The 17503-nt window shown below is 52.6% G+C and carries 30 protein-coding genes; all 30 read right to left on the bottom strand.

Going from position 1 to position 17503, the window contains the following annotated elements:
- Positions 1-106: 106 nt before the first annotated feature.
- Positions 107-493, bottom strand: a complete 387-nt coding sequence (gene rplQ / locus DCL27_RS01555; RefSeq protein WP_005297556.1) for a 50S ribosomal protein L17 — start codon at positions 491-493, stop codon at positions 107-109.
- A gap of 40 nt (positions 494-533) precedes the next feature.
- Entirely contained in the window at positions 534-1523 is a 990-nt protein-coding gene (locus tag DCL27_RS01550) for a DNA-directed RNA polymerase subunit alpha (RefSeq protein ID WP_005290354.1), read from the bottom strand.
- Positions 1524-1548: 25 nt separating this feature from the next.
- Complete coding sequence (rpsD, locus tag DCL27_RS01545) at positions 1549-2169, bottom strand: 30S ribosomal protein S4 (protein WP_005290355.1); 621 nt, start codon at positions 2167-2169, stop codon at positions 1549-1551.
- A gap of 30 nt (positions 2170-2199) precedes the next feature.
- Positions 2200-2589, bottom strand: a complete 390-nt coding sequence (rpsK, locus tag DCL27_RS01540) for a 30S ribosomal protein S11 (RefSeq protein ID WP_001029684.1) — start codon at positions 2587-2589, stop codon at positions 2200-2202.
- Between the two features lie 16 nt (positions 2590-2605).
- Positions 2606-2962 carry a 30S ribosomal protein S13 gene (rpsM, locus tag DCL27_RS01535; RefSeq protein ID WP_005297560.1) on the bottom strand — a complete coding sequence of 119 codons (357 nt, stop codon included), beginning with the start codon at positions 2960-2962 and terminating at the stop codon, positions 2606-2608.
- A 146-nt stretch (positions 2963-3108) separates the two neighbouring features.
- Positions 3109-3225: a 50S ribosomal protein L36 gene (gene rpmJ / locus DCL27_RS01530; protein WP_008815462.1), complete on the bottom strand. Its 117-nt coding sequence runs from the start codon at positions 3223-3225 to the stop codon at positions 3109-3111.
- Between the two features lie 33 nt (positions 3226-3258).
- The gene (secY, locus tag DCL27_RS01525; protein ID WP_005290357.1) at positions 3259-4590 is read right to left on the bottom strand and encodes a preprotein translocase subunit SecY; all 1332 of its coding nucleotides are present in this window, start codon (positions 4588-4590) and stop codon (positions 3259-3261) included.
- A 7-nt stretch (positions 4591-4597) separates the two neighbouring features.
- A complete protein-coding gene (rplO, locus tag DCL27_RS01520) occupies positions 4598-5032 on the bottom strand; it encodes a 50S ribosomal protein L15 (RefSeq protein WP_005290360.1) in 435 nt (144 codons plus the stop codon).
- A 3-nt stretch (positions 5033-5035) separates the two neighbouring features.
- A complete protein-coding gene (rpmD, locus tag DCL27_RS01515; RefSeq protein WP_005290362.1) occupies positions 5036-5215 on the bottom strand; it encodes a 50S ribosomal protein L30 in 180 nt (59 codons plus the stop codon).
- Between the two features lie 6 nt (positions 5216-5221).
- Positions 5222-5722, bottom strand: a complete 501-nt coding sequence (gene rpsE / locus DCL27_RS01510; protein WP_005290366.1) for a 30S ribosomal protein S5 — start codon at positions 5720-5722, stop codon at positions 5222-5224.
- A gap of 14 nt (positions 5723-5736) precedes the next feature.
- Complete coding sequence (gene rplR, locus DCL27_RS01505; RefSeq protein WP_005290368.1) at positions 5737-6090, bottom strand: 50S ribosomal protein L18; 354 nt, start codon at positions 6088-6090, stop codon at positions 5737-5739.
- Positions 6091-6099: 9 nt separating this feature from the next.
- Positions 6100-6633 carry a 50S ribosomal protein L6 gene (gene rplF / locus DCL27_RS01500; protein ID WP_005290371.1) on the bottom strand — a complete coding sequence of 178 codons (534 nt, stop codon included), beginning with the start codon at positions 6631-6633 and terminating at the stop codon, positions 6100-6102.
- 12 nt (positions 6634-6645) lie between these two features.
- A complete protein-coding gene (gene rpsH, locus DCL27_RS01495) occupies positions 6646-7038 on the bottom strand; it encodes a 30S ribosomal protein S8 (protein ID WP_005290373.1) in 393 nt (130 codons plus the stop codon).
- Positions 7039-7071: 33 nt separating this feature from the next.
- Positions 7072-7377, bottom strand: coding sequence for a 30S ribosomal protein S14 (rpsN, locus tag DCL27_RS01490; protein ID WP_005290375.1), 306 nt, complete (start codon positions 7375-7377; stop codon positions 7072-7074).
- A 13-nt stretch (positions 7378-7390) separates the two neighbouring features.
- Complete coding sequence (gene rplE / locus DCL27_RS01485) at positions 7391-7930, bottom strand: 50S ribosomal protein L5 (RefSeq protein WP_005290377.1); 540 nt, start codon at positions 7928-7930, stop codon at positions 7391-7393.
- 14 nt (positions 7931-7944) lie between these two features.
- Entirely contained in the window at positions 7945-8259 is a 315-nt protein-coding gene (gene rplX, locus DCL27_RS01480; protein WP_005290378.1) for a 50S ribosomal protein L24, read from the bottom strand.
- 11 nt (positions 8260-8270) lie between these two features.
- Complete coding sequence (gene rplN, locus DCL27_RS01475; protein WP_005290380.1) at positions 8271-8642, bottom strand: 50S ribosomal protein L14; 372 nt, start codon at positions 8640-8642, stop codon at positions 8271-8273.
- 165 nt (positions 8643-8807) lie between these two features.
- Positions 8808-9062, bottom strand: coding sequence for a 30S ribosomal protein S17 (gene rpsQ / locus DCL27_RS01470; RefSeq protein WP_005290382.1), 255 nt, complete (start codon positions 9060-9062; stop codon positions 8808-8810).
- Positions 9062-9253, bottom strand: a complete 192-nt coding sequence (gene rpmC, locus DCL27_RS01465) for a 50S ribosomal protein L29 (RefSeq protein WP_005290385.1) — start codon at positions 9251-9253, stop codon at positions 9062-9064. Before rpmC ends, rpsQ begins: the two co-directional genes overlap by 1 nt.
- Positions 9253-9663, bottom strand: coding sequence for a 50S ribosomal protein L16 (gene rplP, locus DCL27_RS01460; protein ID WP_005290387.1), 411 nt, complete (start codon positions 9661-9663; stop codon positions 9253-9255). The genes rpmC and rplP overlap by 1 nt, the downstream gene beginning before the upstream one ends.
- 12 nt (positions 9664-9675) lie before the next feature.
- Positions 9676-10377, bottom strand: a complete 702-nt coding sequence (gene rpsC, locus DCL27_RS01455; protein WP_005290389.1) for a 30S ribosomal protein S3 — start codon at positions 10375-10377, stop codon at positions 9676-9678.
- A 17-nt stretch (positions 10378-10394) separates the two neighbouring features.
- A complete protein-coding gene (gene rplV, locus DCL27_RS01450; RefSeq protein WP_005290391.1) occupies positions 10395-10727 on the bottom strand; it encodes a 50S ribosomal protein L22 in 333 nt (110 codons plus the stop codon).
- 14 nt (positions 10728-10741) lie between these two features.
- A complete protein-coding gene (rpsS, locus tag DCL27_RS01445; protein WP_005290393.1) occupies positions 10742-11020 on the bottom strand; it encodes a 30S ribosomal protein S19 in 279 nt (92 codons plus the stop codon).
- 14 nt (positions 11021-11034) lie between these two features.
- A complete protein-coding gene (gene rplB / locus DCL27_RS01440; protein WP_005297575.1) occupies positions 11035-11859 on the bottom strand; it encodes a 50S ribosomal protein L2 in 825 nt (274 codons plus the stop codon).
- Between the two features lie 19 nt (positions 11860-11878).
- Positions 11879-12181: a 50S ribosomal protein L23 gene (gene rplW, locus DCL27_RS01435; protein WP_005290397.1), complete on the bottom strand. Its 303-nt coding sequence runs from the start codon at positions 12179-12181 to the stop codon at positions 11879-11881.
- Positions 12178-12783, bottom strand: coding sequence for a 50S ribosomal protein L4 (gene rplD / locus DCL27_RS01430; RefSeq protein ID WP_005290399.1), 606 nt, complete (start codon positions 12781-12783; stop codon positions 12178-12180). Before rplD ends, rplW begins: the two co-directional genes overlap by 4 nt.
- A 10-nt stretch (positions 12784-12793) precedes the next feature.
- Positions 12794-13423 (bottom strand): 50S ribosomal protein L3, encoded by a 630-nt coding sequence (gene rplC, locus DCL27_RS01425; RefSeq protein ID WP_005290401.1) that lies wholly within the window; start codon positions 13421-13423, stop codon positions 12794-12796.
- Positions 13424-13455: 32 nt separating this feature from the next.
- Positions 13456-13767: a 30S ribosomal protein S10 gene (gene rpsJ, locus DCL27_RS01420; RefSeq protein ID WP_001181005.1), complete on the bottom strand. Its 312-nt coding sequence runs from the start codon at positions 13765-13767 to the stop codon at positions 13456-13458.
- 291 nt (positions 13768-14058) lie between these two features.
- A complete protein-coding gene (tuf, locus tag DCL27_RS01415) occupies positions 14059-15243 on the bottom strand; it encodes an elongation factor Tu (protein WP_024522593.1) in 1185 nt (394 codons plus the stop codon).
- 69 nt (positions 15244-15312) lie between these two features.
- A complete protein-coding gene (gene fusA / locus DCL27_RS01410) occupies positions 15313-17421 on the bottom strand; it encodes an elongation factor G (protein WP_005290408.1) in 2109 nt (702 codons plus the stop codon).
- Positions 17422-17503 lie beyond the last annotated feature (82 nt).

The raw sequence follows: 17503 nt of genomic DNA, 5'->3' as shown, positions 1-17503 counted from the left end.
TAACTCGTTATCTGCAGAGTAAAGCCAGAGGAAGGGAAATGAAAGGGTAAAAAAATACAATAAAAAAACCGGGCCAAAGGCCCGGCTTTCTTAATGCTTTAGCAAATTACTCTGCTGCAGCTTCTGCTTCAGATACAGAACGATCAACCAGCTCGATGTAAGCCATCGGCGCGTTGTCGCCTGCACGGAAGCCACACTTCAGAATGCGAGTGTAGCCACCGGCACGGCTCGCGAAGCGCGGGCCCAGCTCGTTAAACAGTTTTGCCACGATCTCGTTATCACGAGTACGGGCGAATGCCAGACGACGGTTAGCAACGCTGTCGGTCTTGGCAAGAGTAATCAGCGGCTCAACCACGCGACGCAGCTCTTTCGCTTTAGGCAGGGTCGTCTTGATGATTTCATGACGAACCAGAGAGCCGGCCATGTTGCGGAACATAGCCTGGCGATGGCTGCTGTTGCGGTTCAGTTGACGACCACTCTTACGATGGCGCATGACCTTATCCTTCTCAGTAAAACCTTAACCTGTGATCCAGTTACTCGTCAGCGATACTTGCCGGCGGCCAGTTTTCTAGGCGCATGCCCAGAGACAGACCGCGTGAGGCCAGCACGTCTTTAATCTCAGTAAGAGATTTTTTACCCAGGTTAGGCGTTTTCAGCAACTCAACCTCGGTACGCTGTACCAGATCACCGATGTAGTGGATAGCTTCTGCCTTCAGGCAGTTCGCAGAGCGGACAGTCAATTCCAGATCGTCAACAGGGCGCAGCAGGATCGGATCGAACTCAGGCTTCTCTTCTTTCACTTCCGGCTGACGTACATCACGCAGGTCAACGAAAGCTTCCAGTTGTTCAGCCAGGATAGTTGCCGCACGGCGAATTGACTCTTCCGGGTCAATGGTACCGTTGGTTTCCATCTCGATGACCAGCTTGTCCAGGTCGGTACGCTGCTCAACACGCGCTGCTTCAACATTGTAGGCAATACGCTCTACAGGGCTGTAGCAGGCGTCAACCAGCAGACGGCCGATTGGGCGCTCATCTTCTTCCGAATGAATTCGGGCAGACGCCGGCACATAACCACGACCACGCTGAACTTTGATACGCATATTGATAGATGCGTTCTCATCGGTCAGGTGACAGATCACATGGTGCGGCTTGACGATTTCGACATCACCGTCGTGGGTGATGTCGGCTGCAGTCACAGGGCCAATGCCAGATTTATTCAGGGTAAGAATTACTTCATCTTTGCCTTGAACTTTCACCGCCAGCCCTTTCAGGTTGAGCAGGATTTCCAGGATATCTTCCTGTACGCCTTCTTTGGTGCTGTACTCGTGCAGTACACCATCAATCTCAACCTCGGTCACCGCGCAACCCGGCATGGATGAAAGCAGAATACGGCGCAGTGCGTTACCAAGAGTATGGCCAAAGCCACGCTCTAACGGCTCAAGGGTCACCTTGGCGTGCGTCGAACTCAGTTGCTCGATATCTACCAGGCGCGGTTTTAGAAACTCTGTCACAGAACCCTGCATTGTGTCCTCTCTTTGGTACTAAGCTTTACTTGGAGTAAAGCTCGACGATCAGGTGTTCGTTAATGTCCGCAGACAGGTCGGAACGCTCAGGCTGACGCTTGAACACACCTTCCATTTTAGCAGCATCAACTTCCAGCCAAGTCGGCTTTTCACGCTGCTCAGCCAGCTCCAGAGCGGCTTTAACGCGAGACTGCTTCTTCGCTTTCTCACGGACGCTGACTACGTCATTCGGAGATACCTGATAAGAAGCGATGTTAACAACGCGACCGTTTACTACGATAGCCTTGTGGCTAACCAGCTGACGTGCTTCTGCGCGAGTCGCACCGAAGCCCATACGGTAAACAACGTTGTCCAGACGACCTTCCAGCAGAGCCAACAGGTTTTCACCGGTGTTGCCTTTCAGACGTGCTGCTTCTTTGTAGTAGTTACGGAACTGACGCTCCAGGACGCCGTAGATACGACGAACTTTTTGCTTCTCACGCAACTGAACACCGTAGTCAGACAGACGCGGCTTGCGCGCACCGTGCTGGCCAGGTGCCTGTTCAATTTTACACTTGGAATCGATCGCGCGAACACCTGACTTCAGGAACAGGTCGGTGCCCTCACGACGGCTCAGCTTGAGCTTAGGACCCAAATATCTTGCCATTTTCTTTCTCCAACTATCCGAGAAACGACGTTATACGCGACGTTTCTTCGGCGGACGACAACCGTTATGAGGGATCGGAGTCACATCAGTGATGTTCGTGATGCGGAAACCGGCCGCGTTCAGAGCGCGGATGGTAGATTCGCGACCCGGACCCGGTCCTTTGACCATAACTTCCAGATTCTTGATACCGTACTCTTTTACAGCGTCAGCGCAGCGCTCTGCTGCAACCTGAGCGGCAAACGGAGTAGATTTACGAGAACCACGGAAACCGGAACCACCGGCTGTTGCCCAACCCAGTGCGTTACCCTGACGATCAGTAATGGTAACGATGGTGTTGTTGAAAGAAGCATGGATGTGAGCCACACCGTCAGATACTTGCTTTCTTACGCGCTTGCGTGCACGAATTGGTGCTTTTGCCATTGTTCAATCACCCCGACTATTTCTTGATCGGTTTACGCGGGCCCTTACGGGTACGTGCGTTGGTCTTAGTACGCTGACCGCGAACCGGCAGACCACGACGATGGCGTAAACCACGATAGCTACCAAGATCCATCAGACGCTTGATGCTCAGGGTAATCTCACGACGCAGATCGCCTTCTACACTGTATTTGGCGACTTCGTCACGCAGCTTCTCGATTTGCTCTTCAGACAGCTCACTGATCTTAACATTTTCGGCAATGCCCGTAGCGGCGCAGATGGCCTGAGAACGGGTTTTACCGATACCGAAGATCGCGGTCAGCGCGATTACGGTATGTTTCTGATCAGGAATGTTAATGCCTGCTATACGGGCCACTATGCACTCCTAGATTAATATACGACGGCACCACTCTGAAAAGCCCGTTTTCAGGATACTCAAATGGCGCCGTTGCAACAAACAAAAGATTGGCTGGCTAATCTAGCCAGCTCAACCCAACTTTGCAAGAAAAATATGCGAGATAATCAGCCTTGACGCTGCTTATGCTTCGGTTCTACGCTGCAAATCACTCGCACAACACCGTTGCGCTTAACGATTTTGCAGTTACGGCATAATTTCTTGACGGAAGCACGAACTTTCATTTTACTCTCCGTAACTTCTCAAACTCACCTGGATTAGCGGTTATAGCCTTTCAGGTTCGCTTTCTTCAATGCAGACTCGTACTGACTAGACATCATCAGAGTTTGCACTTGAGCCATAAAGTCCATGATGACGACTACTACGATGAGTAGTGAGGTACCACCGAAATAGAACGGTACTTTCATCGCATCACGCATGAACTCCGGGATCAGGCAGATAAATGTAATGTACAGCGCACCAACCAGAGTCAGACGGGTCATTACCTTATCGATGTACTTCGCCGTTTGCTCTCCCGGACGAATTCCTGGTACAAATGCACCGGACTTCTTCAGGTTATCCGCTGTTTCACGCGGGTTGAAGACCAACGCCGTGTAGAAGAAACAGAAGAAGATGATTGCAGACGCATAGAGTAACACATAAAGCGGTTGCCCAGGCTGCAAATACAGCGAAATTGTAGTCAGCCAGTTCCAACCTGTACCGCCCCCAAACCAAGATGCAATCGTGGCCGGGAACAGAATGATGCTGGAAGCGAAGATTGCCGGGATAACCCCTGCCATATTCACTTTCAACGGCAAATGTGTGCTCTGTGCTGCGTAAACACGACGACCTTGCTGACGCTTGGCATAGTTAACGACGATACGACGCTGACCACGCTCCACGAAAACAACGAAGAAGGTTACTGCGAATACTAACACTGCAACCAACAGCAACAGAAGGAAGTGCAGGTCGCCCTGCCGCGCTTGCTCGATAGTATGGCCAATCGCCGGCGGAAGACCCGCCACAATCCCTGCGAAGATAATGATCGAGATACCGTTGCCGATACCACGTTCAGTAATCTGTTCGCCCAACCACATCAGGAACATTGTCCCGGTGACCAAGCTCACTACCGCAGTGAAGTAGAAAGCAAAGCCCGGATTAATTACCAGGCCTTGCATCCCAGGCATATTCGGCAGACCGGTAGCGATACCGATCGACTGAAATATGGCCAGCACCAGTGTACCGTAACGGGTGTACTGACTAATCTTACGACGGCCAGCCTCCCCTTCTTTCTTAATCTCTGCCAGGGTGGGGTGAACCACCGTCAGCAGCTGGATGATGATCGACGCCGAGATATACGGCATGATCCCCAACGCAAAGATAGAAGCACGGCTCAGAGCACCACCGGAAAACATGTTAAACATGTCGATGATGGTGCCCTGCTGTTGCTCAAGCAGTTTGGCAAGTACAGCGGCATCAATACCAGGGATCGGAATAAAAGAGCCAATGCGGAAAACAATCAGCGCCCCAATAACAAACAACAGTCTGCGCTTGAGTTCGCCCAGTCCACCTTTGGCACTTTGAAAATCTAATCCCGGTTGTTTAGCCATCTGCTACTTATTCCTCGATTTTACCGCCAGCAGCTTCAATCGCAGCACGAGCGCCTTTGGACACACGCAGACCGCGCAGGGTTACTGCACGATTGATTTCGCCAGACAGCATAACTTTGGCGAATTCGATCTGCGGGCCAATCACGTTAGCCGCTTTCAGCACGTTCAGGTCGATAACGTCGCCTTCGATCAGTGCGATCTCAGACAGACGAATTTCAGCAGTCACCATCGCTTTGCGAGAGGTGAAGCCGAACTTCGGCAGACGACGGTACAGCGGCATCTGGCCACCTTCGAACCCGCGACGTACGCCACCGCCAGAACGAGATTTCTGACCTTTGTGACCACGGCCACCGGTTTTACCCAGGCCAGAACCGATACCACGACCCAGACGCTTGGAAGCGTGCTTGGAGCCTTCGGCCGGAGACAGAGTATTCAAACGCATCTGTTACTCCTCAACTTTAACCATGTAGGAAACCGCGTTGATCATACCACGAACGGCAGGAGTATCCTCACGCTCTACGGTGTGACCGATGCGACGCAGACCCAGGCCAAGCAGCGTTGCCTTGTGTTTCGGCAAACGGCCGATCGCACTGCGGGTTTGAGTAATTTTGATAGTCTTTGCCATGGTCTATTACCCCAGAATTTCTTCAACGGATTTACCACGCTTGGCAGCGACCATTTCCGGAGATTTCATACTTTCCAGACCGTCGATAGTTGCACGAACCACGTTAATCGGGTTGGTGGAACCATATGCTTTAGCCAGAACGTTACGAACTCCAGCGACTTCCAGGACGGCGCGCATTGCACCACCGGCGATGATACCGGTACCTTCAGAAGCCGGCTGCATGAACACACGAGAACCCGTGTGAGCGCCCTTAACCGGGTGCTGCAGGGTGCCGCTGTTCAGCGCGACGTTGATCATGTTGCGACGGGCTTTCTCCATCGCTTTCTGGATCGCTGCCGGGACTTCACGGGCTTTGCCGTAACCAAAACCGACGCGACCGTTGCCATCACCCACTACAGTCAGTGCGGTGAAGCTAAAAATACGGCCACCCTTAACAGTCTTAGATACGCGATTTACCGCGATCAGCTTTTCCTGCAGTTCGCCAGCTTGTTTTTCGATGTGCGACATCTTACACCTCTACCTTAGAACTGAAGGCCAGCTTCACGGGCAGCATCTGCCAGTGCCTGGACACGACCATGATATTGGAAACCAGAGCGATCGAAGGACACGTCCTTGATGCCTTTTTCCAGCGCGCGTTCAGCGATAGCTTTACCTACAGCTGCTGCGGCTTCTTTGTTCCCAGTGTATTTCAGTTGTTCACTGATTGCTTTTTCTACGGTAGAAGCGGCAACCAGGACTTCAGATCCATTCGGGGCAATAACCTGTGCGTAGATGTGACGCGGGGTACGATGTACCACCAGGCGAGTTGCACCCAGCTCTTTGAGCTTGCGGCGTGCGCGGGTCGCACGACGGATACGAGCAGATTTCTTATCCATAGTGTTACCTTACTTCTTCTTAGCCTCTTTGGTACGCACGACTTCGTCGGCGTAACGGACACCTTTGCCTTTGTAAGGCTCAGGACGACGGTAAGCGCGCAGATCCGCTGCAACCTGACCGATCAGCTGCTTATCAGCGCCTTTCAGCACGATTTCAGTCTGAGTCGGGCATTCAGCAGTGATGCCTGCCGGCAGCTCATGATCAACCGGGTGAGAGAAGCCCAGGGCCAGATTCACCACGTTGCCTTTAATCGCTGCACGATAACCAACACCTACCAGCTGCAGCTTCTTAGTGAAGCCTTCGGTAACACCGATAACCATTGAGTTCAGCAGTGCACGAGCGGTACCCGCCTGGGCCCAACCGTCCACGAAGCCTTCACGCGGACCAAAGGTCAGTGCGTTATCAGCATGCTTAATTTCAACAGCGTCGTTGATAGTACGAGTCAGCTCGCCGTTTTTACCCTTGATCGAAATAACCTGACCGTTGAGTTTTACCTCTACGCCGGCAGGAATGACGACGGGTGCTTTTGCAACACGAGACATTCTTTCCTCCGATTACGCTACGTAGCAGATAATCTCGCCACCCAGGCCAGCTTGGCGGGCAGCACGATCAGTCATGACACCTTTAGAGGTAGAAACAACTGCGATACCCAGACCGGCCATAACTTTCGGCAGCTCATCTTTTTTCTTATAGATGCGCAGACCAGGGCGGCTGATACGCTGAATGCTTTCTACTACCGGCTTGCCCTGGAAGTACTTCAGTACCAGTTCCAGAACAGGCTTGGCGTCGCCTTCGATTTTGAAATCTTCAATAAAACCTTCTTCCTTCAGCACGTTGGCAATTGCCACTTTCAGCTTGGAGGAAGGCATGGTGACCGCAACTTTGTTCGCGGCCTGACCGTTACGGATACGGGTCAGCATATCCGCGATCGGATCTTGCATGCTCATCTGTCTTTACTCCCGTGATTCAATTGGTGACAATTACCAGCTAGCCTTTTTCAGACCCGGGATTTCACCGCGCATAGCGGCTTCACGGACCTTGATACGGCTCAACCCGAACTTACGCAGGAAAGCGTGCGGACGGCCAGTTTGGCGGCAGCGATTACGCTGACGGCTCGGGCTGGAATCACGCGGCAGAGTCTGCAGCTTAAGAACCGCATTCCAACGATCTTCGTCGGAAGCGTTGACATCAGAAATGATAGCCTTCAGTTCAGCGCGTTTGGCAAAGAACTTTTCAGCTAACTTCACGCGCTTGACTTCGCGTGCTTTCATGGATTGCTTAGCCATTAGTAACCCTACCTTACTTGCGGAACGGGAAGTTAAAAGCAGTCAGCAGCGCACGGCCTTCTTCGTCAGATTTCGCAGTAGTGGTAATGGTGATATCCAAACCACGAACGCGATCGACTTTGTCATAGTCGATTTCTGGGAAGATGATCTGCTCACGTACGCCCATGCTGTAGTTACCACGGCCGTCGAAAGACTTCGCAGACAAGCCACGGAAGTCACGGATACGCGGTACAGCAATAGAGATCAGACGCTCAAAGAACTCCCACATGCGTTCGCCACGCAGAGTTACTTTACAGCCGATCGGATAGCCCTGACGGATTTTGAAGCCTGCAACTGATTTGCGTGCTTTGGTGATCAACGGTTTTTGACCGGAGATTGCTGCCAGGTCAGCTGCTGCGTTATCCAGCAGTTTCTTGTCAGCGATCGCTTCACCAACACCCATGTTCAGGGTGATCTTCTCGACCCGAGGGACTTGCATGACAGAATTGTAGTTAAACTCAGTCATGAGTTTTTTAACTACTTCGTCTTTGTAGTAATCATGCAGTTTCGCCATCGTACTACTCCAAATTACTTGATAGTTTCGCCATTGGACTTGAAGAAACGGACTTTTTTGCCGTCTTCAAACCGAAAGCCTACACGGTCCGCTTTACCGGTCGCCGCATTGAAGATTGCAACGTTGGAAACCTGAATTGCGGCTTCTTTTTCAACGATGCCACCCGGTTGGTTCAGGGCCGGAACCGGCTTCTGATGTTTCTTAACCAGGTTGATGCCTTCAACGACAACTTTACCAGAAGACAGGACGTTTTTTACTTTACCGCGCTTACCTTTATCTTTGCCGGTCAGCACGATTACTTCGTCATCACGACGGATTTTCGCTGCCATGGATTCGCTCCTTAGAGTACTTCTGGTGCCAGAGAGATGATTTTCATGAACTTTTCAGAACGCAGTTCACGAGTCACCGGCCCAAAAATACGCGTACCGATCGGCTGCTCACTGTTGTTGTTCAACAGTACACAAGCATTGCCGTCAAAGCGAACGACAGATCCGTCAGGGCGACGAACACCCTTCTTGGTGCGCACCACTACCGCCTTCAGCACATCGCCTTTTTTGACCTTACCACGCGGAATTGCTTCCTTGATGGTGATCTTGATGATGTCGCCGATGCCTGCGTAGCGACGGTGCGAGCCACCCAGAACCTTGATACACATTACGCGACGCGCGCCGGAGTTATCGGCGACGTTCAGCATAGTCTGTTCTTGGATCATTTCAGTGCTCCGCTAATGTCAACTACTACTTCGAGACCCAGTTGGGCCGTTAAAAATCCCCATGATTGAGGGCGCAGCATTATAACACCGCTTCCAAAATATGGGTAGAAAAAATAAACGGCTCAAAATCTGAGCCGTTTATCATTGCTGAGACAGTGTACTGTATTACAGTACAGCTTTCTCTACAACGCGAACCAGCGTCCAGGATTTGGTCTTGGACAGCGGACGGCATTCGCGGATTTCAACCACGTCACCGATACCGCATTCGTTGTTCTCGTCATGTACGTGCAGTTTGGTCGTACGTTTGATGAATTTACCGTAGATCGGGTGCTTCACCATGCGCTCGATAGCAACAACAATGGATTTCTCCATTTTGTCGCTAACAACACGACCTTGCAGAGTACGGATTTTATCGGTCATTACGCACCCGCCTTCTCGTTCAGTAAAGTCTTAACACGTGCGATATTACGACGCACTTGCTTCAACAGGTGAGACTGTTGCAGCTGGCCGCCTGCTGCCTGCATGCGCAGATTAAACTCTTCGCGCAGCAAGTTCAGCAGCTCGGTGTTCAGCTCTTCAACACTCTTCTCACGCAGCTCGTTTGCTTTCATTACATCACCGTCTTAGTTACAAAGGTGGTTTTGATAGGCAGTTTCGCTGCTGCCAGTTTGAAGGCCTCACGGGCCAGCTCTTCAGGCACACCGTCCATCTCGTACAGGACTTTACCCGGCTGAATCAGGGCTACCCAGTACTCAACGTTACCTTTACCTTTACCCATACGAACGGCCAGCGGTTTCTCAGTGATCGGCTTGTCCGGGAACACGCGAATCCAGATTTTACCCTGACGCTTAACAGCACGAGTCATTGCACGACGCGCTGCTTCGATTTGGCGGGCAGTCAAACGGCCACGGCCAACAGCTTTCAGACCGAAAGTGCCGAAGCTAACATCCGTACCCTGCGCCAGACCGCGGTTACGGCCTTTATGCACTTTACGGAATTTTGTACGCTTAGGTTGTAACATCAGCGACTCTCCTTACTTGCGGCCTTTACGCTGCTGCTTCTTAGGCTGAGCAGCCGGTTTTTCCGGTTGTTCAACAGCAGCCATACCACCCAGGATCTCACCTTTGAAGATCCATACCTTAACGCCGATTACACCATAAGTGGTGTGCGCTTCAGAGGTGTTGTAGTCGATGTCCGCACGCAGCGTGTGCAACGGTACACGACCTTCACGGTACCATTCGGTACGCGCGATCTCAGCACCGCCCAGGCGGCCGCTGACTTCAACTTTAATACCTTTAGCGCCCAGACGCATAGCGTTCTGTACAGCACGCTTCATAGCACGACGGAACATAACGCGACGTTCCAGCTGAGAAGTGATGCTGTCAGCCACCAGTTTGGCGTCCAGTTCCGGTTTACGCACTTCGGCGATGTTGATCTGTGCCGGTACGCCTGCAATTTCTGCAACGCCCTTGCGCAGTTTTTCTACGTCTTCGCCTTTCTTACCGATAACGATACCCGGGCGAGCGGTGTGAATGGTCACACGGATGCTCTTCGCCGGACGCTCGATCACGATGCGAGAAACGGACGCTTTTTCCAGCTCTTTGTTCAGGAACTGACGAACTTTAAAGTCGCTGTCCAGGTTGTCAGCGAATTCTTTCGTATTCGCATACCAGGTAGAGTTCCAAGGCTTCACAATACCCAGGCGAATACCATTAGGATGTACTTTCTGACCCATTGCTAGTCTCCAGAGTCTCAGCGATCGGACACAACCACAGTAATGTGGCTGGTGCGCTTCAGGATACGATCAGCGCGACCTTTTGCACGCGGCATGATGCGCTTCATGGTCGGGCCTTCGTCGACGAAGATCTTGGATACTTTCAGATCATCGATGTCAGCGCCATCGTTGTGTTCTGCGTTAGCAATGGCAGATTCCAGAACCTTCTTGACCAGTACAGCCGCTTTCTTGTTGGTGTAGGTCAGAATTTCCAGAGCCTGTGACACTTTCTTACCGCGGATCAGGTCAGCCACCAGGCGAACCTTCTGAGCAGAAGAGCGAGCATGGCAATGCTTGGCAATAGTTTCCATCTCTTCCTCCTACCTTATTTCTTTTTGGCTTTTTTATCAGCCGCATGGCCGCGATAAGTACGAGTCGGCGCGAACTCACCCAGCTTGTGGCCGACCATTTCGTCGACGACAAATACCGGTACGTGCTGACGACCATTATGGACAGCGATGGTCAAACCGATCATGTTTGGAAAGACCGTTGAACGACGGGACCAAGTCTTAAGTGGCTTTTTGTCTCCGCTTTCCACCGCTTTCTCTACCTTCTTCAGCAAGTGCAGGTCAATAAAAGGACCTTTCTTGAGAGAACGTGGCATGGTTTATCCTCTAATTATTTTTTACTACGGCGACGTACGATGAATTTATCAGTACGCTTATTGCTGCGGGTCTTCTTACCTTTGGTCTGAACGCCCCACGGAGTTACCGGGTGCTTACCAAAGTTACGACCTTCACCACCACCGTGCGGATGGTCTACCGGGTTCATCGCCGTACCGCGAACGGTCGGACGAACACCACGCCAGCGTGCAGCACCTGCTTTACCCAGAACGCGCAGCATATGCTCAGCGTTACCGACTTCGCCCAGAGTGGCGCGGCAGTCAGCCGGGATTTTGCGCATTTCGCCAGAACGCAGACGCAGGGTGACATAAGCACCTTCACGCGCAACGATCTGAACGTAAGCACCAGCGGAACGAGCCAGCTGGCCGCCTTTACCCGGCTTCATTTCTACGTTATGAACGGTAGAACCAACCGGGATGTTGCGCATCGGCAGGGTGTTACCCGCCTTGATCGCAGCGTCGACGCCAGATTGAATCTGATCGCCAGCTTTCAGGCCTTTCGGTGCCAGGATGTAACGGCGTTCGCCATCTTTGTACAGAACCAGCGCGATGTTCGCGGAACGGTTCGGATCGTACTCCAGACGCTCAACTACAGCCGGGATACCGTCTTTATTGCGTTTGAAGTCAATCAGACGATACTGCTGCTTGTGACCACCACCGATGTGACGAGTGGTGATGCGGCCGTTGTTGTTACGACCACCGCTCTTGCTGTTTTTTTCCAGCAGCGGGGCGAAAGGTTTGCCCTTGTGCAGCTCAGGGTTAACCACTTTAACAACGTGGCGACGACCCGGAGATGTCGGTTTACATTTAACAATTGCCATTGTTCGCTACTCCTCCGACTTACTCTGCGCCGCCGATGAAGTCCAGATTCTGGCCTTCTTTCAGGGTGACGTAAGCTTTTTTCCAGTCGCTACGACGACCGATACGCTGACCGTGACGCTTCACTTTCCCTTTAACAACCAGGGTGCGAACGGTGTCAACTTCAACTTCGAACAGTTTCTTAACTGCGGCTTTGATTTCTGCTTTGGTTGCATCAGTAGCAACTTTGAGAACGATGGTGTTGTTCTTTTCCATCGCCATAGACGCTTTTTCAGAAACGTGCGGCGCGCGCAGTACTTTCAGCAGACGTTCTTCACGGATCATGCCAGCATCTCCTCAACTTGCTTAACAGCGTCAGCAGTCATAACCACTTTGTCGAAGGCGATCAGGCTAACCGGGTCGATGCCTGCTACGTCGCGTACGTCAACCTTGTACAGGTTGCGAGCGGCCAGGAACAGGTTCTCGTCGACTTCGCTGGTTACAATCAGCACATCATCCAGCGCCATCTCTTTCAGTTTCTGTGCCAGCAGCTTGGTTTTCGGTGCTTCAACAGAGAACTTCTCGACGACGATCAGACGATCTTGACGTACCAGTTCGGACAGGATGCTTTTCAGCGCGCCGCGGTACATCTTTTTGTTAACTTTTTGACTGTGATCCTGCGGACGTGCAGCGAAGCTCACACCACCAGAACGCCAGATCGGGCTCTTGATAGAACCAGAACGCGCACGGCCGGTGCCTTTCTGACGCCACGGTTTTTTACCGGAGCCAGTAACTTCAGCACGGGTCTTCTGAGCACGAGTACCCTGACGGGCACCGGCTGCATAAGCCACAACAACCTGGTGAACCAGCGCTTCGTTGAAATCACGACCGAAGGTAGTTTCGGAAACAGTCAGCGCGCTTTGCGCGTCTTTCAATACTAATTCCATTGCTATCTCCTCACGCCTTCACAGCCGGTTTAACGATCAGGTCGCCACCGGTCGCACCCGGGACTGCACCTTTAACCAGCAGCAGGTTGCGCTCAGCGTCAACACGTACTACGTCCAGGCTCTGAACGGTTACACGCTCGTTGCCCAGGTGACCTGCCATTTTCTTACCCTTGAACACTTTGCCCGGAGTCTGGTTCTGACCGATAGAACCCGGAACGCGGTGAGACAGGGAGTTACCATGGGTAGCGTCCTGAGTACGGAAGTTCCAGCGCTTAACAGTGCCGGCGAAACCTTTACCTTTGGAGATACCGGTAACGTCTACTTTTTTAACGTCAGCGAAGATTTCTACGGAGATGTTCTGGCCGATGGTGAACTCTTCACCTTCAGACAGACGGAATTCACGCAGAACGCGGCCAGCTTCAACGCCAGCTTTCGCGAAGTGACCCGCTTCCGGTTTGGTTACACGGTTAGCTTTCTTGCTACCAGTGGTAACCTGGATGGCGCGGTAGCCGTCGTTGTCCAGATCTTTGACCTGAGTAACGCGGTTTGCTTCGATTTCGATAACGGTTACAGGGATAGAAACGCCATCTTCAGTGAAGATGCGGGTCATACCCACTTTTTTCCCGACTAAACCAATCATTGTTTCAACCTCTCAATCGCTCAATGTCCTGATTAACCCAGGCTGATCTGCACGTCTACACCGGCAGCCAGATCCAGACGCATCAGAGCATCAACGGTTTTCTCGGTTGGCTCAACGATGTCAACCAGACGCTTGTGAGTGCGGATTTCGTACTGATCACGCGCGTCTTTGTTGACGTGCGGGGAGATCAGAACGGTAAAGCGCTCTTTGCGGGTCGGCAGCGGGATCGGACCACGGACTTGCGCACCAGTGCGCTTAGCAGTCTCGACGATTTCCGCGGTTGATTGATCGATCAGACGATGATCAAATGCTTTCAGGCGGATACGGATTCTTTGGTTCTGCATGAGACCAGAGCTCCAATTATTTTATAAACGTAGAAAATTACTCCTCGCACCCATTTCGATTGACGGGGGAGTGTAATCGTTCATTTCATAACTCCCATATCGGGAGTATTGTTTGGCGGAAGATACCGCCGCTGATCGAAATCAGGCTGCCAATATTAGGCAAGCCCGCGCATTATACTTAGATCTGGCCAGGAAGCAAGGCCGGATGCAAAATAACCAGCGTTAGCGGCGCATCTCACCATGAAAAAGGGCGCCATAGCGCCCTTTCTCGTGTCATTGCCTGACTATCGATTACTCGATAACTTTAGCAACAACGCCCGCACCAACGGTACGGCCGCCTTCGCGGATTGCGAAGCGCAGACCGTCGTCCATGGCGATCGGGTGGATCAGGGTAACAACCATCTTGATGTTGTCGCCCGGCATTACCATCTCTACGCCTTCCGGCAGTTCGATGGTACCAGTCACGTCAGTAGTACGGAAGTAGAACTGCGGACGGTAGCCTTTGAAGAACGGAGTATGACGGCCGCCTTCATCCTTGCTCAGGATGTACACTTCAGATTCGAACTTGGTGTGCGGAGTGATGGTGCCCGGCTTAGCCAGTACCTGACCACGTTCGATTTCGTCACGCTTAGTACCACGCAGCAGAACACCAACGTTCTCACCAGCACGGCCTTCGTCCAGCAGTTTGCGGAACATTTCAACGCCAGTACAGGTGGTCTTGGTGGTCGGCTTGATACCAACGATTTCAACTTCGTCGCCTACCTTGATGATACCGCGCTCTACACGACCGGTAACAACGGTACCACGGCCAGAGATAGAGAATACGTCTTCGATCGGCAGCAGGAACGGCTTGTCGATGTCACGCTCAGGTTCCGGGATGTAGGAGTCCAGAGTTTCAGCCAGTTCGATGATCTTCGCTTCCCACTCGGCTTCGCCTTCCAGCGCTTTCAGCGCAGAACCGCGGATTACCGGCGTGTCGTCGCCCGGGAAGTCGTACTGAGACAGCAGTTCGCGAACTTCCATCTCAACCAGTTCCAGCAGCTCTTCGTCATCAACCATGTCGCACTTGTTCAGGAACACGATGATGTACGGAACGCCTACCTGGCGACCCAGCAGGATGTGCTCACGGGTCTGCGGCATCGGGCCGTCAGTCGCAGCAACAACCAGGATCGCGCCGTCCATCTGCGCCGCACCGGTGATCATGTTCTTAACGTAGTCGGCGTGCCCCGGGCAGTCTACGTGAGCGTAGTGACGGGTCGGGGTGTCGTATTCAACGTGAGAGGTGTTGATGGTGATACCACGAGCCTTTTCTTCCGGCGCGTTATCGATCTGGTCGAATGCGCGAGCGCTACCGCCGTAGGTCTTAGCCAGTACGGTGGTGATAGCAGCGGTCAGGGTAGTTTTACCGTGGTCAACGTGGCCGATAGTACCGACGTTAACGTGCGGTTTAGAACGTTCAAATTTTTCTTTAGACACGGTTATATTCCTTATCTTGCGCCCTCACCTAAGGAGAGGGCGCGGGATCAATATGTTTAAAGCAGAGGCTTATTTGCCACGTGCTTCAATAACGGCCTGAGCGACGTTAGTCGGTGCTTCAGCATACTTCAGGAACTCCATGGAGTATGAAGCACGGCCCTGGGTCTGAGAACGCAGGTCAGTAGCATAACCAAACATTTCAGACAACGGAACCTGCGCACGAACAGTCTTGCCAGTCGCAGTATCTTCCATACCTTCGATCATGCCGCGACGACGGTTCAAGTCACCGATAACGTCGCCCATGTAATCTTCCGGAGTCTCTACTTCAACCTTCATGATCGGCTCAAGCAGAACCGGCTTAGCGCGTTTGAAGGCTTCTTTAAACGCGATAGAGGCAGCCAGTTTGAACGCCAGTTCAGAGGAGTCAACGTCGTGGTAAGAACCGAAGTGCAGACGCACGCCCAGGTCAACTACCGGATAACCGGCCATCGGACCAGACTTCAGCTGCTCCTGGATACCTTTGTCAACCGCCGGGATGTATTCACCCGGGATTACGCCGCCCTTGATGTCGTTGGTGAAGGTGTAACCTTCGCCACCCGGCTCCAGCGGGAACATGTCGATAACGACATGGCCGTACTGACCGCGACCACCAGACTGTTTGGCGTGCTTACCTTCCACATCCTTGACAGTCTCACGGATGGTTTCACGGTAGGCAACCTGCGGTTTACCGACGTTGGCTTCAACGTTGAACTCGCGCTTCATACGGTCAACGATGATTTCCAGGTGCAATTCACCCATACCGGAGATGATGGTCTGGTTGGATTCTTCGTCAGTGCGTACGCGGAAAGACGGGTCTTCCTTAGCCAGACGGCCCAGTGCCAGGCCCATTTTCTCCTGGTCAGCCTTGGTTTTCGGCTCAACAGCGATGGAGATTACCGGCTCAGGGAATTCCATACGCTCCAGGATGATCGGCGCGTTCGGATCACACAGGGTATCACCGGTGGTGACGTCCTTCAGACCGATTGCCGCGGCGATGTCACCCGCGCGAACTTCTTTGATCTCTTCACGCTTGTTGGCGTGCATCTGAACGATACGGCCGAAACGCTCACGTGCAGACTTCACGGAGTTCAGTACGGTATCACCAGAGTTAACCACACCGGAGTATACGCGGAAGAAGGTCAGGTTACCCACGAACGGGTCGGTGGCGATTTTGAACGCCAGCGCCGCGAACGGCTCGTTGTCGTCAGAGTGACGCTCAGCCGGGGTATCTTTACCGTCGTCCAGGATACCTTTGATCGCCGGAACATCGGTCGGTGACGGCAGGTACTCGATGACAGCATCCAGCATTGCCTGTACGCCCTTGTTCTTGAACGCGGAGCCACAGGTAACCAGGATGATTTCGTTGTTCAGTACGCGCTGACGCAGAGCATGTTTGATCTCTTCTTCAGACAGCGTTTCACCGCCCAGGTACTTGTCCATCAGCTCTTCAGACGCTTCGGCTGCGGACTCAACCAGGAACTGGTGCCATTCGTTAGCCAGTTCAACCATGTCAGCCGGGATGTCTTCATAGGTGAAGGTCACGCCCTGATCGGCTTCGTTCCAGTTGATGGCTTTCATTTTAACCAGGTCAACAACACCGGTGAAGGCTTCTTCAGCACCGATTGCCAGCTGCAACGGAACCGGGTTAGCACCCAGACGGGTTTTGATCTGGTTAACAACTTTCAGGAAGTTCGCACCCATGCGGTCCATTTTGTTAACGAACGCGATGCGCGGAACATGATACTTGTTGGCCTGACGCCATACGGTTTCAGACTGCGGCTGAACACCACCAACGGCGCAGTAAACCATGACCGCACCATCCAGTACACGCATGGAACGTTCTACTTCGATGGTGAAGTCAACGTGCCCCGGGGTATCGATGATGTTGATACGGTGCGGCTCAAACTGTTTGGCCATGCCAGACCAGAAAGCGGTGGTCGCAGCGGAGGTAATGGTGATACCACGCTCCTGCTCCTGCTCCATCCAGTCCATGGTGGCAGCACCATCATGAACTTCACCGATCTTATGGTTTACACCGGTGTAGAACAGGATACGTTCGGTAGTAGTGGTCTTACCGGCGTCGATGTGAGCGCTGATACCGATGTTACGGTAACGCGAAATGGGTGTTGTACGAGCCATTTGATTCCTCTATATCCTAGGGCGTTCAAGTTAAGTTACCCAAAGCGGGCGGCTTAAGCTTAAGCGCCCGCTTGGTGACTAA

It is taken from the genome of Edwardsiella tarda ATCC 15947 = NBRC 105688 (assembly GCF_003113495.2).
GTDB lineage: Bacteria > Pseudomonadota > Gammaproteobacteria > Enterobacterales > Enterobacteriaceae > Edwardsiella > Edwardsiella tarda.
This window is presented reverse-complemented; position numbering and strand designations above follow the sequence as displayed.

Excerpts from the sequence above, each read along its gene's own strand:
- rplQ (WP_005297556.1), bottom strand. The coding sequence starts at position 493 with ATGCGCCATCGTAAGAGTGGTCGTCAACTGAACCGCAACAGCAGCCAT.
- DCL27_RS01550 (WP_005290354.1), bottom strand. The coding sequence starts at position 1,523 with ATGCAGGGTTCTGTGACAGAGTTTCTAAAACCGCGCCTGGTAGATATC.
- rpsD (WP_005290355.1), bottom strand. The coding sequence starts at position 2,169 with ATGGCAAGATATTTGGGTCCTAAGCTCAAGCTGAGCCGTCGTGAGGGC.
- rpsK (WP_001029684.1), bottom strand. The coding sequence starts at position 2,589 with ATGGCAAAAGCACCAATTCGTGCACGCAAGCGCGTAAGAAAGCAAGTA.
- rpmJ (WP_008815462.1), bottom strand. The coding sequence starts at position 3,225 with ATGAAAGTTCGTGCTTCCGTCAAGAAATTATGCCGTAACTGCAAAATC.
- secY (WP_005290357.1), bottom strand. The coding sequence starts at position 4,590 with ATGGCTAAACAACCGGGATTAGATTTTCAAAGTGCCAAAGGTGGACTG.
- rplO (WP_005290360.1), bottom strand. The coding sequence starts at position 5,032 with ATGCGTTTGAATACTCTGTCTCCGGCCGAAGGCTCCAAGCACGCTTCC.
- rpmD (WP_005290362.1), bottom strand. The coding sequence starts at position 5,215 with ATGGCAAAGACTATCAAAATTACTCAAACCCGCAGTGCGATCGGCCGT.
- rpsE (WP_005290366.1), bottom strand. The coding sequence starts at position 5,722 with ATGTCGCACATCGAAAAACAAGCTGGCGAACTGCAGGAAAAGCTGATC.
- rplR (WP_005290368.1), bottom strand. The coding sequence starts at position 6,090 with ATGGATAAGAAATCTGCTCGTATCCGTCGTGCGACCCGCGCACGCCGC.
- rplF (WP_005290371.1), bottom strand. The coding sequence starts at position 6,633 with ATGTCTCGTGTTGCAAAAGCACCCGTCGTCATTCCTGCCGGCGTAGAG.
- rpsH (WP_005290373.1), bottom strand. The coding sequence starts at position 7,038 with ATGAGCATGCAAGATCCGATCGCGGATATGCTGACCCGTATCCGTAAC.
- rpsN (WP_005290375.1), bottom strand. The coding sequence starts at position 7,377 with ATGGCTAAGCAATCCATGAAAGCACGCGAAGTCAAGCGCGTGAAGTTA.
- rplE (WP_005290377.1), bottom strand. The coding sequence starts at position 7,930 with ATGGCGAAACTGCATGATTACTACAAAGACGAAGTAGTTAAAAAACTC.
- rplX (WP_005290378.1), bottom strand. The coding sequence starts at position 8,259 with ATGGCAGCGAAAATCCGTCGTGATGACGAAGTAATCGTGCTGACCGGC.
- rplN (WP_005290380.1), bottom strand. The coding sequence starts at position 8,642 with ATGATCCAAGAACAGACTATGCTGAACGTCGCCGATAACTCCGGCGCG.
- rpsQ (WP_005290382.1), bottom strand. The coding sequence starts at position 9,062 with ATGACCGATAAAATCCGTACTCTGCAAGGTCGTGTTGTTAGCGACAAA.
- rpmC (WP_005290385.1), bottom strand. The coding sequence starts at position 9,253 with ATGAAAGCAAACGAGCTGCGTGAGAAGAGTGTTGAAGAGCTGAACACC.
- rplP (WP_005290387.1), bottom strand. The coding sequence starts at position 9,663 with ATGTTACAACCTAAGCGTACAAAATTCCGTAAAGTGCATAAAGGCCGT.
- rpsC (WP_005290389.1), bottom strand. The coding sequence starts at position 10,377 with ATGGGTCAGAAAGTACATCCTAATGGTATTCGCCTGGGTATTGTGAAG.
- rplV (WP_005290391.1), bottom strand. The coding sequence starts at position 10,727 with ATGGAAACTATTGCCAAGCATTGCCATGCTCGCTCTTCTGCTCAGAAG.
- rpsS (WP_005290393.1), bottom strand. The coding sequence starts at position 11,020 with ATGCCACGTTCTCTCAAGAAAGGTCCTTTTATTGACCTGCACTTGCTG.
- rplB (WP_005297575.1), bottom strand. The coding sequence starts at position 11,859 with ATGGCAATTGTTAAATGTAAACCGACATCTCCGGGTCGTCGCCACGTT.
- rplW (WP_005290397.1), bottom strand. The coding sequence starts at position 12,181 with ATGATCCGTGAAGAACGTCTGCTGAAAGTACTGCGCGCGCCGCACGTT.
- rplD (WP_005290399.1), bottom strand. The coding sequence starts at position 12,783 with ATGGAATTAGTATTGAAAGACGCGCAAAGCGCGCTGACTGTTTCCGAA.
- rplC (WP_005290401.1), bottom strand. The coding sequence starts at position 13,423 with ATGATTGGTTTAGTCGGGAAAAAAGTGGGTATGACCCGCATCTTCACT.
- rpsJ (WP_001181005.1), bottom strand. The coding sequence starts at position 13,767 with ATGCAGAACCAAAGAATCCGTATCCGCCTGAAAGCATTTGATCATCGT.
- fusA (WP_005290408.1), bottom strand. The coding sequence starts at position 17,421 with ATGGCTCGTACAACACCCATTTCGCGTTACCGTAACATCGGTATCAGC.